The organism is Lacrimispora sp., assembly GCF_047605665.1.
Lineage (GTDB): Bacteria > Bacillota > Clostridia > Lachnospirales > Lachnospiraceae > Lacrimispora.
Map to the genome: position 1 here is coordinate 96,488 of NZ_JASGFH010000007.1, position 12,506 is coordinate 108,993.

The 12,506-nt window shown below is 46.9% G+C and carries 13 protein-coding genes; 5 read left to right on the top strand and 8 right to left on the bottom strand.

Translation table 11 applies throughout. The features are described from left to right. Positions 1-13: 13 nt before the first annotated feature. Positions 14-841 (bottom strand): carbohydrate ABC transporter permease, encoded by an 828-nt coding sequence (locus QM657_RS07610; protein WP_415066002.1) that lies wholly within the window; start codon positions 839-841, stop codon positions 14-16. Beyond that, positions 838-1,713, bottom strand: a complete 876-nt coding sequence (locus QM657_RS07615) for a carbohydrate ABC transporter permease (protein WP_415066003.1) — start codon at positions 1,711-1,713, stop codon at positions 838-840. Before QM657_RS07615 ends, QM657_RS07610 begins: the two co-directional genes overlap by 4 nt. Positions 1,714-2,016: 303 nt before the next feature. Between QM657_RS07615 and QM657_RS07620 the strand changes: the two genes are divergently transcribed. The 5 genes from QM657_RS07620 to QM657_RS07640 all read left to right on the top strand — a co-directional run bounded on the left by QM657_RS07620 (position 2,017) and on the right by QM657_RS07640 (position 7,820). Continuing rightward, positions 2,017-2,901, top strand: coding sequence for a helix-turn-helix domain-containing protein (locus QM657_RS07620; RefSeq protein ID WP_415066004.1), 885 nt, complete (start codon positions 2,017-2,019; stop codon positions 2,899-2,901). 141 nt (positions 2,902-3,042) lie between these two features. Then, positions 3,043-5,103, top strand: a complete 2,061-nt coding sequence (locus QM657_RS07625; RefSeq protein WP_415066005.1) for a DHH family phosphoesterase — start codon at positions 3,043-3,045, stop codon at positions 5,101-5,103. Then, on the top strand, positions 5,103-5,549 hold the full coding sequence (gene rplI, locus QM657_RS07630) for a 50S ribosomal protein L9 (protein WP_415066006.1): 447 nt from the start codon (positions 5,103-5,105) through the stop codon (positions 5,547-5,549). Before QM657_RS07625 ends, rplI begins: the two co-directional genes overlap by 1 nt. A gap of 11 nt (positions 5,550-5,560) precedes the next feature. Then, positions 5,561-6,895, top strand: coding sequence for a replicative DNA helicase (dnaB, locus tag QM657_RS07635; RefSeq protein WP_415066007.1), 1,335 nt, complete (start codon positions 5,561-5,563; stop codon positions 6,893-6,895). 265 nt (positions 6,896-7,160) lie between these two features. Next, positions 7,161-7,820, top strand: a complete 660-nt coding sequence (locus QM657_RS07640; protein ID WP_415066008.1) for a helix-turn-helix domain-containing protein — start codon at positions 7,161-7,163, stop codon at positions 7,818-7,820. Between the two features lie 102 nt (positions 7,821-7,922). Here the strand turns inward: QM657_RS07640 and QM657_RS07645 are convergent, their stop codons facing one another. The 6 genes from QM657_RS07645 to pflB all read right to left on the bottom strand — a co-directional run bounded on the left by QM657_RS07645 (position 7,923) and on the right by pflB (position 12,379). After that, positions 7,923-8,636 (bottom strand): gamma-glutamyl-gamma-aminobutyrate hydrolase family protein, encoded by a 714-nt coding sequence (locus QM657_RS07645; RefSeq protein WP_415066009.1) that lies wholly within the window; start codon positions 8,634-8,636, stop codon positions 7,923-7,925. A gap of 105 nt (positions 8,637-8,741) precedes the next feature. Further along, on the bottom strand, positions 8,742-8,912 hold the full coding sequence (locus tag QM657_RS07650) for a DUF362 domain-containing protein (protein ID WP_117416328.1): 171 nt from the start codon (positions 8,910-8,912) through the stop codon (positions 8,742-8,744). Between the two features lie 95 nt (positions 8,913-9,007). Beyond that, positions 9,008-9,775 (bottom strand): pyruvate formate-lyase-activating protein, encoded by a 768-nt coding sequence (gene pflA, locus QM657_RS07655; RefSeq protein WP_415066010.1) that lies wholly within the window; start codon positions 9,773-9,775, stop codon positions 9,008-9,010. A 26-nt stretch (positions 9,776-9,801) separates the two neighbouring features. Further along, entirely contained in the window at positions 9,802-10,047 is a 246-nt protein-coding gene (grcA3, locus tag QM657_RS07660; protein WP_415066011.1) for an autonomous glycyl radical cofactor GrcA3, read from the bottom strand. Between the two features lie 16 nt (positions 10,048-10,063). After that, positions 10,064-10,306 carry a hypothetical protein gene (locus QM657_RS07665; RefSeq protein ID WP_415066013.1) on the bottom strand — a complete coding sequence of 81 codons (243 nt, stop codon included), beginning with the start codon at positions 10,304-10,306 and terminating at the stop codon, positions 10,064-10,066. Positions 10,307-10,318: 12 nt separating this feature from the next. Then, positions 10,319-12,379: a formate C-acetyltransferase gene (pflB, locus tag QM657_RS07670; protein WP_415066014.1), complete on the bottom strand. Its 2,061-nt coding sequence runs from the start codon at positions 12,377-12,379 to the stop codon at positions 10,319-10,321. Positions 12,380-12,506 lie beyond the last annotated feature (127 nt).

Below are 12,506 nucleotides of genomic sequence, written 5' to 3' on the forward strand. Positions count from 1 at the left end.
CTCCTGTTTTTTATTATCCCTTAATTCCGCTGGATGCGATTCCCTGTACAAACTGCTTCTGAAAGATCAGGAATACAATGACCACCGGAATTGTTGAAATCAGTGAAGCGCTCATTAAATGATTCCAATTGACATACTGCGCCCCGTTTAGCATGGAAAGACCAAGCTGTACGGTATAAAATTCATCCTTTGACACCATGATCAGAGGCCATTGCAAGTCATTCCACCGCCACATCACCGTAAAGATGGCCAATACGCTGATTAAAGGCTTGACATTGGGCAGAACGATCTTTGTAAAAATGCCGAATTCCGTAGCGCCGTCAATTCTTCCCGCTTCCAGCAGCTCATTGGGAATTTCTTCAATGAACTGTCTTGACATGAACAGTCCAAAGGCTTCCGCGCAGGGCGGCAGGAAAAGGCCTACGTAAGAGTTTCGGATTCCCAGCCTGGAGGCAATGATAAAGTTAGGGATCATTGTCACCTGAAGAGGAATCATCAGGGTGCTGAGAACGATCAAAAAAAAGATATTTTTTCCCTTGAAATTATACTTGGCAAAGGCAAATCCGGCCAAAAGGTTGATGCAGATTGTGATTGCGGTGGAAATGACCGTCACAATGGTGCTGTTTTTATAATACCTTCCAAAGTCCGTGGTTTTTAAGGATTCCGCAAAGTTGCCCAGCATGAATTTGGACGGTATCAGCTTTGGAGGAAATGCGAAGATTTCTCCTATGGGTTTCACTGCTGTTATAAACATCCAGTAAAAAGGAAACAGCGTGATGAGAACGACGGAAAGTACCAGACAAAAGGTGATGATGCCATATATCTGTTTTTTCAGCTTCATGCTTCGTCCTCCTTATTCAAAAATCTCACCGCAGTCAGTCCGGCCATTACGAGAAACAGGATCACGCCTGCAGAAGCCGCCCGGCCGTACTGGTTTTTTACAAATCCCGTTTCGTATATGTACATAACCAGTGTCTTTGTGGAATTTAACGGCCCGCCTTTTGTCATGGTATACACCAGATCAAAGGAGCGGAAGCTGTGTATGATGCAGGTCACCAGCACAAACACGTGCGTTGTCCGCAGCAGAGGAAACGTAATATACCGGAACTTCTGCCAGGCGTTTGCCCCATCCATGACCGCTGCCTCATAATAATCCGAGGCGATTCCCTGGAGCCCGGCCAGATAAATGACCATGTTATAGCCGGTGCGCTGCCAGATGGTTCCGGCAACCAGCATCAGCATGGCGAATCTGGGATCATTGGCCCATTTAACGGACTTAAGTCCCATGAGATTTAAAAGGTAATTGATCAGTCCCACCTGATCCTGAAAGAGCCAGGTGAAAACCATTCCGACTACAACTGTGGATACCACCGCCGGAAGGTAAATGGAGGAGCGGAAAACTCCTTTAAAAGGCAGGTTCGTATTCAGCAGAATCGCTAAAAGCAGGGCAAAAGCCATGATCAGAGGCACTGTCATCAACGTATACATGACAGTATTCCACATGGTTTTCCAAAACACATCATTGGTCAGCATGCGCATATAATTTTCCAGCCTCACGAACTTGGGCGTTCCTATGCCCTTCCAGTCCATCAGGCTGTAATAAAAAGTCATAAAAATAGGAATGATCATAAACATCATAAACAAAATCATATTGGGAAGGATATATAGATAGGGCACCACCTTGATATTTCTCCAGAAGGGTTGTTTTTTCATGTATGAATCCTCCATATTTTATAATAATAACATTTTTTAATTTTCGACAATTCATGTGAAATTTTAGTCAATTTGCTAAATAATTCGTCTGATATTGCGGTTATTATAGATATTTTTACATATTATAATCTTACATTTCGCACTGTGCTTATACAATATATAAAAATCTCATTATATGGATTTTTCTTGCATACTTTGTTTTTGTCAATAAGATGATAAGGGCGGAAAATCCACTTTATTACTTGGAAAATCTGTATATTTTGTAGTATAATCAGAGATATTCCAGGAAAGCAGGTATGATCCATGTTATTCAAAGAAAATAACGGCAATGAATTAAATGAGGAGGACGAGCTTTTAAACGTGCCGGAGGTGCCGTTTACAAAAGTGTTCTCCGCCTACCGGACTGAAATCACCGGTATCATAATCCGTACAGCCGGATATTCCCAGACAGCGCCCGGTCATATCTGGGGGCCTGGTATCCGCACGTATTATCTGCTTCACTACGTTATTTCCGGGAAAGGCTGGTATAATGTGGGGAACGAAAGGCACTGGCTTTCAGAAGGGGATTTATTTTTTTCATTTCCCAATGAGATCATTAAATACGGTGCGGACTTAGAATGCCCATGGAAATACTGCTGGGTGGGATTTTTGGGACTGGATATTCCTTATATTATCAAGCAGACCGGATTTACGAAAAAAAAGCATACGCTGCATATCCCTTCCGATGACATTGCCAGAACCATGATTGACTTATATAAAAATTATGGAACACAAACCGGAAACTATTTGTATATGATTTCAAAGCTGGCTCACTTGCTTTCTATTATTATACTGCATTCCAAGAGCAATCCTCCTATTCCCAAAGGCAGTGATTATCTGGAAAAGGCCCTTACTTATATGAAAACGGAGTATCAAAGCCCTGTTACGATCAATGAAATTGCCTCGTTTGCCGGGATTTCAAGCAGCCATCTATACCGCCTGTTCATGAAGGAATACTCTGTTGCGCCTTTAAAATACCTGACGCAGTTTCGCATACAATGTGCCTGCAATATGCTGATTGAAAATATGTCTCTTCCGGTGAGTGTAATCGCTTATTCCGTCGGTTTTAATGACCCTCTTTACTTTTCCAGGTCCTTTCGCAAGGCCATCGGCGTGTCGCCGTCGGAATACCGGAAAATGAACAGTTGATGAGGCTGGCTTTTTGGATTGCTTCTATAATATAGAAGCCCCACTGTGCCCGTTTTTCATTTTAATGGACTAACCAAGATGACTATGCTATAATATTAAGATAGTGAAAAAGAGGACCCTTTTTTCCATAAGGAGAAATATATGAAAGAAAAGTTTAAAATAAAGGGACAGCTAAGGACGTATATGCAGTGGCCGCTTTATTTAAGCGCATTGCTGATCGCTGCCAATGCGGTGATTGGTGCAGTTGACGTAAAAGCGGGAATTATCATGGCTGCGTTTACCCTCCTGTATATCGGAATATCGGTCTGGCTCTATATTTACAGACGGAAACGTCTTTTAAGCGGCCTTGTGGAATTTTCTGCGGAATACTCCTGGATGCAGAAGAAGCTCCTCGCTGATCTGGAACTCCCCTATGGAATTGCAGATGAGAGCGGGCGGATTCTCTGGGGGAATGCGGCATTTTCAGAGGTACTGGGTGAGGAAAAGCCCTTAAAGGTCACAAGAAAGAATATCATGACTATTTTTCCGGAGATCACCAAAGAGGCGTTTGCGCTGAAAGAGGAAAGCTCCGTTTTGCATGCAATCCGAAACGGCAGAAAGTACCAGATTCGGATGAAGGCCGTCTATGTGAAGGATTCGCCGGAGGACGCTGCCCAGATCATTGGAACAGAAGTGGCCGGGGAAATGCTGGTGGCCGTTTATCTTTACGATGAAACAGAAATTCTCACCTATAAGCAGATGGTGGATGATCAGAAGATGGTGGCAGGCCTGATTTATCTGGATAATTACGACGAGGCCCTGGAGAGCGTGGAGGATGTCAGAAGCTCCCTGCTCACAGCTCTCATAGACAGAAAGATCAGCAAATACATCACCAACATGGAGGGAATTGTAAAGAAGCTGGAAAAGGATAAATATTTTATTGCCATTAAACAGTCCTATGTCAGGGAATTGAAGGAAAACCGCTTTTCCATTCTGGAAGAGGTGAAAACGGTCAATATTGGCAATGAAATGTCCGTGACCCTGAGTATCGGCCTTGGAATGAATGGGGACAGCTATTACAAAAACTACGACTCTGCGCGGGCAGCCATTGACATGGCCCTGGGACGGGGCGGAGATCAGGCTGTCATTAAAGACGGGGAGAAGATTCAGTTTTTCGGCGGAAAGGCCCAGCAGGTGGAAAAGACCACCCGCGTCAAGGCCCGCGTCAAAGCCCATGCCCTCAGGGAGCTGATGGAGACGAAGGACCGGATTTTAATCATGGGCCACCGTCTTACGGATATCGATTCCTTTGGCGCTGCTGTGGGCATTTACCGCATAGCCACTGCCATGGATAAAAAGGCAAACATCATTATCAATGAAGTGACGACTACGGTCCGCCCCATGATGGAGCGCTTTACCGGAAATGCGGATTATCCTGAGGATATATTCTTAAGCGGAGCCAAGGCTGCAGACCTGGTAGATGGGGGAACCCTTTTGGTGGTGGTGGATGTGAACCGCCCCAGCATTACCGATGCGCCGGACCTGCTTCGTCTTGTAAAGACCATCGTGGTTCTCGATCATCACCGGCAGAGCAGTGAGATCATCGACAATGCTGTGCTGTCTTACGTAGAGCCTTATGCCTCTTCTGCCTGCGAAATGGTGGCGGAGGTACTGCAATATATTGCCGACGGCATTAAAATCAGGCCTGCAGAGGCAGATGCCCTGTATGCCGGAATCGTAATCGACACCAATAATTTCACCAACCAGACAGGGGTAAGGACCTTTGAAGCGGCTGCATTCTTAAGAAGAAACGGTGCGGACGTGGTTCGGGTGCGGAAGCTGTTTCGGGATGAACTGGCGGATTACAAGGCGAAAACAGAGGCTGTCCGGGAAGCAGAGATCTTCGAGAACTGCTTTGCCATCAGCGTATGCCCCACAGAGGGCGTGGAAGGCCCCACAGTGGTGGGCGCCCAGGCGGCAAATGAGCTGCTCAATATAGCCGGAATCAAGGCTTCCATGGTCCTGACGGACTATAATCATACGGTGTACATAAGCGCCCGTTCCATCGATGAGGTCAATGTACAGGTCATGATGGAGCTTTTGGGAGGCGGCGGACACCGGAATATCGCAGGCGCACAGTTGGAAGGCGTCAGCGTTGAAGAAGCGAAAACCCGCGTAAAAGCGGTTATCAAAGAGATGTTAGAGAAGGGAGACATATCATAATGGAAATTGTGTTATTAGAAGATGTAAAAGCACTGGGTAAAAAGGGACAGATCGTCAAGGTCAATGACGGATATGCGAGGAATTTCATTCTCCCTAAAAAACTGGGAATTGAAGCCACATCCAAGAATTTAAATGACTTAAAGCTTCAGAAGGCCAATGAGGAGAAAGTTGCAGCAGAGGTGTTAGAAGAGGCAAAAGCCCTTGGGGCAAAGCTTTCCGAGTCCTCTGTCACCTTATCCATCAAGGCAGGCGAAGGCGGAAGAGCCTTTGGCTCTGTATCAGGAAAAGAGATTTCTGCGGCCATCAAAAGCCAGTTGGGATATGATATTGACAAGAAGAAGCTGGTACTTCCCGATCCTCTTAAGACCTTTGGTTCCCATGAGGTTCCGGTCAAGCTTCACAAGGATGTAACTGCTAAACTGATTGTTAAGGTAGTGGAGAGCTAGGAGGCATGAATATGGATGACGCCCTGATCAAACGGGTGCTTCCCCACAGCATAGAGGCGGAGCAGTCTGTCATTGGTTCCATGCTGATGGACAGGGATGCCATCATTGCGGCTTCCGAAATTGTTACGGCAGGAGATTTTTATCAGCACCAGTATGGCGTCATGTTTGAAGCCATGCTGGAGCTTTTTAATGAAAACAGGCCGGTGGATTTGGTGACGCTTCAAAACCGCTTAAAGGAAAAAGATGTCCCCCCGGAGGTATCCAGCCTGGAATTTGTCCGGGACATCATCACCATGGTGCCCACCTCAGTCAATGTAAAGTCCTATGCCGCCATTGTGCGGGATAAGGCGGTCTTAAGAAGGCTTATCAAGGTCAACGAGGATATTGCAAACACCTGCTATGCGGGAAAGGAACCTTTGGAAACCATTCTGGCATCCACGGAAAAGACCATATTTGATCTTCTCCAGAACCGCACATCAGGAGAGTTTGTGCCCATCCGCCAGGTGGCCATGAACGTTCTGGAAAAAATCGAGCAGGCCTCCAAGAACCAGGGAACTGTCACCGGAATCCCGACAGGCTTTATTGACCTGGATTACAAGACTTCCGGTTTACAGCCTTCAGATTTCGTCCTGATCGCTGCCCGTCCTTCCATGGGAAAGACGGCCTTTGTTTTAAATCTGGTGGACCACATATCTGTAAAAAAAGGCCTTCCCTGTATGGTATTCAGTCTGGAGATGTCAAAGGAACAGTTGGTAAACCGAATGCTGGCCATGGAATCCAACGTGGATTCCCAGAAGCTGAGAACCGGAACCTTATCCGATTCCGACTGGGATGCCGTTGTAGAGGGAATCGGTGTAATCGGCAATTCCAAACTGATCATCGACGACACCCCCGGAATTTCAATCATGGAACTCCGCTCCAAATGCCGGAAGATGAAGCTGGAATACGGCCTTAACGTGGTCATCATCGACTATTTACAGTTGATGAGCGGAAGCGGAAAAGGCGGAGAAAACCGCCAGCAGGAAATTTCCGAAATTTCCAGGTCCTTAAAAGGATTAGCCAGAGAACTAAACGCCCCAGTCATAGCACTGTCCCAGCTAAGCCGGGCGTGTGAAACAAGACAGGATCACAGGCCGATGTTGTCTGACTTGAGAGAGTCGGGAGCGATTGAGCAGGATGCGGATGTGGTTATGTTTTTGTATCGAGATGATTATTATAATAAAGATACGGATATGCCTAATATTGCGGAAGTTATTATTGCGAAACAGAGAAATGGTCCTATAGGGACGGTGAATCTGGTCTGGAGACCGGAGTATACGAAGTTTGCAAACATGGCCAAGCAATGAGCAGGGCAGAAAAAAGCGCGGAAAGGGCTGGAGAAGATAAGTTCACTTATTTTCTCCAGCCCTTTTTGCGCTTTTTTCTATGGGGCGAATGCCCCCCATCAATGAGAAATGATTCGCCTTTTGAATCATTTCTCATTGATGTCCCCTGCGGACTACCCTTACACCAAAAAAAATCTAAATTCCCATTCATAATCCATCTCAATCCCGCATAAGATATAAATAGTAAGGTTATGAAAACTTAACGAACCAAAGGAGAGGATACACTATGGCTGAAATACACTACTTAATATCGGAAGCATCCAAAAAAGTGGACGTAGAATCCCACGTCCTCCGATACTGGGAGGAGGAATTGGAAATAAAGATTCCCAGAAACGAGATGGATCACCGCTATTATACTGAGGCACACATCCGTTTATTCAAGCAGATCAAGGATTTAAAAGAAAAAGGATATCAGTTGAAAGCCATTAAGACGGCCCTTGATAAAGTCATTGAAGACGATCAGGACCCAATTATACCGGACGAGCTGCTGGAGGACCAGATAACCCAGGAATTAAAAGAAAATGCAGCCATGGTCTCAGAAAGTGAAACAGGGCTGGAATTACATAACCCGGTCCCCAATGCCCTTGTAGGGGAAAAAATGGAACAGTTCCAGGAGATCATGAACCATATTATTGGACGGGCCCTGGAAGTGAACAACGAGCGGTTGAGCCAGGACGTCAGCAATCTGGTCAACGAAAAAGTCATCAAGGAAATGGAATACCTGATGAATATAAAAGAAGAAAAAGAAGAAGAGCGCTACAAGCAGTTGGACGAGCTTTTGCGGACCTATCAAAAGGACAACAAAGGCCGTGCCGAAGCAGCCGCCTCTAAGATTCCGTTTTTCAACCGCAAAAAGAAGTTCGGGCGGAACGGAAAAAAGATATAGATTCAAACTACTTTCAGATAAACGCAGGCGAAGTCAGACCAGACAAAAATCCGCAGCTCCCACTGAAAGTGTAAACTGCGGATTTTTTATATTCATATCGTACTATTTTCTGCAGGCCTCCGCGAAGGCTTCAAACAGGCGGAGAGCTTCTTTTTGTTTTTCCCACAGATATTCCGGATGCCACTGAACCCCCACAAAAAAGGGGTATCCGGGCATTTCCAGGGCCTCAATCAGATGATCAGGAGAATAAGCCGAAGCGAGAAGCCCCGGCGCCAAGTCCCTGACGGCCTGATGGTGCATGCTGTTCACTTCTAAGGTTTCCATTCCCGATATCCGTTCCAAAAGACTTCCCCTCACCAGGGCTACCCGATGACAGGGCCTGTGATAGTCAAAGGGCTGCTGATGGGCAACAGGGAATTCCCTTTTCACCTGGGACGGCACATCCTGCCAGATATCCCCTCCCAAGGCGATATTCAAAACCTGAATGCCCCTGCATACGCCCAGAACCGGCTTTCCAAGCTCCATGACCAGAGGAAGAAGGGAAAGCTCCATCTGATCCCTGGCAGCGGACACATTTCCGCAGTGCGCGTGTGTCTCTTCTCCGAACAAAAAAGGATGGACGTCAGGCCCTCCCGTAAATAAAAACCCATCCAGCTCCCCTACAAGCTGCCTTAAATCCTCTTCAGAAGCCTCTAAGGGCATCACCACAGGAATACACCCGACCTCTTTTAAAGCCCTCAAAAAGGTGGGCCGCATCTTAATATCACCGTTATCCGTATCGTGTGCCGGAGTCAATCCGATCAGCGGTTTTTTCATATCCGAAAATATCCCTTCTTAAAAATAAAATACCTCTTCCCGCAAGAAGAGGTATTTATGTAAACATTTAAACGTTCGATTTGATTAACCCTCATCGAATGGCAATTATGCCTCGGAGATAGCTCCGGTAGGACAGACACCTTCACAAGCGCCGCAGTCGATACAAGCATCTGCATCGATTACATACTGAGAATCACCCTGGCTGATAGCGCTTACTGGGCACTCACCTTCGCAGCTTCCGCAACTAACACAAGCATCACTAATAACACGTGCCATAATAAATTACCTCCTTAAATTCTATACATTTTTCTATATTCTATACCATAAATTAAAAATGTTCAAGTAGAAAATGCTGCAAGTAATGTTTAAAATTAGGAGCAATCCGGCCTGCTGATGCCTGCTCTTCCGTCACGGATTCCCTGTAAAATGGTCTTTTTTGCCTCAATGGCGCCCTCTTTTGACATGGGAGGAGTGTCTTTTAAAGGATATTCCATTCCAAGGCTTTCGTATTTCACCTTTCCCATGTCGTGATAGGGAAGGACATCAAGTGCTTTTACATTCTTCAGTCCGCTGATGAACAGACCCAGCCGGTACAAATCACGTTTGTGGTCCGTAAGTCCGGGAACCACAACGTGGCGTATCCACAGAGGGATGCTCTTTTCGCTTAAGTACCGGGCAAAATCCAGAATGTTTTCATTGGAATGGCCTGTGAGGGGTTTGTGCTTTTCTTCATCAATGTGCTTGATGTCCAGCATAACCAGGCTGGTAGTATCCAGGAGCCTGTCTATCTTCTTTAAATACTCCGGATCATTTTTCCGGAAGGTGACTCCGGAGGTATCAAGACAGGTATGGATGTCCTTTTCCCATGCGGCCTCAAAAAGCTCTGTCACAAAGTCGAGCTGCATGAGCGGTTCCCCTCCGGTTGCCGTGATTCCGCCGCCCCGGTAAAAATGCCGGGCTGATTCGTATTGCTTTAACAGTTCCTCTGCTGTGGTGGGGCTGCCCCCTGCCATTTTCCAGGTATCCGGATTATGGCAGTACTGGCAGCGCATGGGACAGCCCTGGAAAAAAACCACCATGCGCACGCCCGGCCCGTCAACAGTGCCGAAGCTTTCAATCGAATGGATATATCCTGTCATAAATGAGTCACCTTCTTTGCCGGAGCTTATATCTGATCGTGGAAGGTACGGGAAATTACTTCATCCTGCTGTTCTTTTGTCAATTTGTTGAAGTTAACTGCATAGCCGGATACCCGCACTGTGAGCTGGGGATAATTTTCCGGATGCTGCTGGGCATCCAGAAGGGTTTCACGGGTGAAGACATTGACATTTAAGTGATGTCCGCCTTCAGCCACATAGCCGTCCAATAAGTTCACGAGGTTATCGATTTGAGATTCGCTGATATTTGCCATATTGTTTTTCTCCTTTTTAGTTGTCTTCCTGGGAATCGGGGTCGTCTAAGCCTTCAAATAAGGTGGGGACCCGGCAGGCTGAATCGCCGTCTGCGCATTCCGTGGAATTTGTGGTGGTTACTGATTTTGCCGTTGTTCCTTCGGCATTTATGATACCTTTTTCTGACACACTGATGTTCATGTGTCCGCCATTTCCGGACATGAACTGGTCTAACATAGAGACGATATCATCGATCTGTCTTTCCTTTGAATCTGCCATAGCAGTCACTCCTTATTTCTGATCCTCGCTGAGAGCCAGCTCTAAATCAACCTCTAAGTCTCCGGAGAAAATCTGGTCTTCCTTGCCGAGGGCGCCGGGAACGATGGAGAAGGTGTTGGAAATTCCATCCTGTGCATCTTTAAATGGAAGCTTTGCAACGGAAGCTAAGGAAGATACAGCGCCGTGGGTATCCCTATGGTGCATGGGGTTGGCGCCTGGGGCAAATGCTTCGCCCTTTTTACGTCCGTCGGGAGTGGAGCCCGTATTCTTGCCATATACCACGTTGGAGGTAATGGTCAGGATCGAAGTGGTAGGAATACCGCCTCTGTAGGTGTGGACTCCCTTGACGTAGTTCATAAAGGTGTGGACCAGCTCACTTGCGATCATATCAACTCTGTCATCGTTATTGCCGTATTTGGGGAAATCACCTTCTACAGCATAGTCGACAACAACGCCGTTTTCATCACGAATGGTTTTTACTTTGGCGTATTTGATGGCAGACAGGGAGTCGGCTACTACGGAAAGTCCGGCAATACCGGTTGCAAACCAACGGGTTACTTTTTTATCATGAAGAGCCATTTGGAGGCGCTCGTAACTGTATTTGTCATGCATATAGTGGATGATGTTCAAGGTGTTCACATAAACCCTTGCAAGCCACTTCATCATGTCCTTATATGCGTCCATAACCTCATCGTAATCCAGGTATTCGGAGGTGATGGGGCGGTACTTGGGGCCTACCTGCTTTTTGCTGACTTCGTCAACGCCGCCGTTGATGGCGTACAGAAGGCATTTTGCCAGGTTGGCACGGGCTCCGAAGAACTGCATTTCCTTGCCCAGCCTCATGGAGGATACGCAGCAGGCGATGGCATAGTCATCTCCGTGGGAAACGCGCATTAAATCATCGTTCTCATACTGAATGGAAGAGGATTCAATGGAGCTCTTGGCACAGAACCGCTTAAAGCTCATGGGAAGCTTTGTGGACCAGAGCACGGTCAAGTTGGGCTCCGGAGCAGTTCCTAAGTTCTGAAGGGTGTGCAGGTAACGGTAGGACATCTTTGTTACCATGTGGCGTCCGTCGATTCCCACGCCGCCGATGGATTCTGTTACCCAGGTAGGGTCTCCGGAGAACAGCTCATTGTATTCCGGTGTACGGGCAAATTTTACCAGACGCAGCTTCATGACGAAATGATCTACAAATTCCTGGATTTCTTCTTCCGTAAAAGTTCCTTCTGCCAAATCTCTCTGAGCATAAATATCGATGAAGGTGGAGGTACGTCCAAGGGACATAGCGGCGCCGTTTTGCTCCTTTACAGCAGCTAAGTATGCCAGATAAGTCCACTGAATGGCTTCCTGGACGTTGGAAGCGGGCCTCGAAATGTCAAAGCCGTAAATGCTTCCCAGCTTCTTTAACTCCTGGAGAGCACGAAGCTGCTCGGAGAGCTCTTCTCTTTCCCGGATTACGTCAGAGTTCATGGAGGTGCGGGTGGTGTTCTTCTGCTCATCCTTGTCTTCAATGAGACGGTCAATTCCGTAAAGAGCTACCCTTCTGTAGTCGCCGATAATACGTCCCCGTCCGTAAGCATCGGGAAGTCCGGTGATGATGTGGCTGGAACGGCAGGCCCGCATTTCCGGGGTATAAGCGTCAAAAACACCGGCATTGTGTGTCTTTCTGTGGGTGGAGAAGAATTCGGATACTTCCGGATCAACGGTGTATCCGTTGTCTGAACAGGCCTTTTCTGCCATACGGATGCCGCCGTAAGGCTGCAGGGAACGCTTAAAGGGCTTTTCAGTCTGGAAGCCTGTGATTTTTTCTTTTTCTTTATCTAAATATCCGGCTGCGTGAGAGGTGATGGTGGAAATGACCTTTGTGTCCATATCCAGAACACCGCCTGCTTCCCGCTCCTGTCTGGTTAAGTCCATAACCTGATCCCAAAGCTCTGTAGTCGCCTTGGTGGGGCCGGCAAGGAAGGAGTCATCGCCGTCATAGGGAGTGTAGTTCTTCTGGATGAAGTCTCTGACATTGATCTCTCTCTCCCAGACGCCTTTTGTAAAAGTTCTCCATTCTGGTTTCATAATCGTGTACCTCCATGATATTCTTCGTGATATTTTATAGGAAAGTCCGATTCTGCTGCATTTCATCGAACTGTTGATCTCCGCCATCAGGCAGAAATTGTAAGCGGGTGTCGAAAAGGCGCTTAAT

Bases quoted from the DNA above. Each gene is read 5' to 3' on its own strand.
- QM657_RS07610 (WP_415066002.1), bottom strand. From the start codon at position 841: ATGAAGCTGAAAAAACAGATATATGGCATCATCACCTTTTGTCTGGTA.
- QM657_RS07615 (WP_415066003.1), bottom strand. From the start codon at position 1,713: ATGAAAAAACAACCCTTCTGGAGAAATATCAAGGTGGTGCCCTATCTA.
- QM657_RS07620 (WP_415066004.1), top strand. From the start codon at position 2,017: ATGTTATTCAAAGAAAATAACGGCAATGAATTAAATGAGGAGGACGAG.
- QM657_RS07625 (WP_415066005.1), top strand. From the start codon at position 3,043: ATGAAAGAAAAGTTTAAAATAAAGGGACAGCTAAGGACGTATATGCAG.
- rplI (WP_415066006.1), top strand. From the start codon at position 5,103: ATGGAAATTGTGTTATTAGAAGATGTAAAAGCACTGGGTAAAAAGGGA.
- dnaB (WP_415066007.1), top strand. From the start codon at position 5,561: ATGGATGACGCCCTGATCAAACGGGTGCTTCCCCACAGCATAGAGGCG.
- QM657_RS07640 (WP_415066008.1), top strand. From the start codon at position 7,161: ATGGCTGAAATACACTACTTAATATCGGAAGCATCCAAAAAAGTGGAC.
- QM657_RS07645 (WP_415066009.1), bottom strand. From the start codon at position 8,636: ATGAAAAAACCGCTGATCGGATTGACTCCGGCACACGATACGGATAAC.
- QM657_RS07650 (WP_117416328.1), bottom strand. From the start codon at position 8,912: ATGGCACGTGTTATTAGTGATGCTTGTGTTAGTTGCGGAAGCTGCGAA.
- pflA (WP_415066010.1), bottom strand. From the start codon at position 9,775: ATGACAGGATATATCCATTCGATTGAAAGCTTCGGCACTGTTGACGGG.
- grcA3 (WP_415066011.1), bottom strand. From the start codon at position 10,047: ATGGCAAATATCAGCGAATCTCAAATCGATAACCTCGTGAACTTATTG.
- QM657_RS07665 (WP_415066013.1), bottom strand. From the start codon at position 10,306: ATGGCAGATTCAAAGGAAAGACAGATCGATGATATCGTCTCTATGTTA.
- pflB (WP_415066014.1), bottom strand. From the start codon at position 12,379: ATGAAACCAGAATGGAGAACTTTTACAAAAGGCGTCTGGGAGAGAGAG.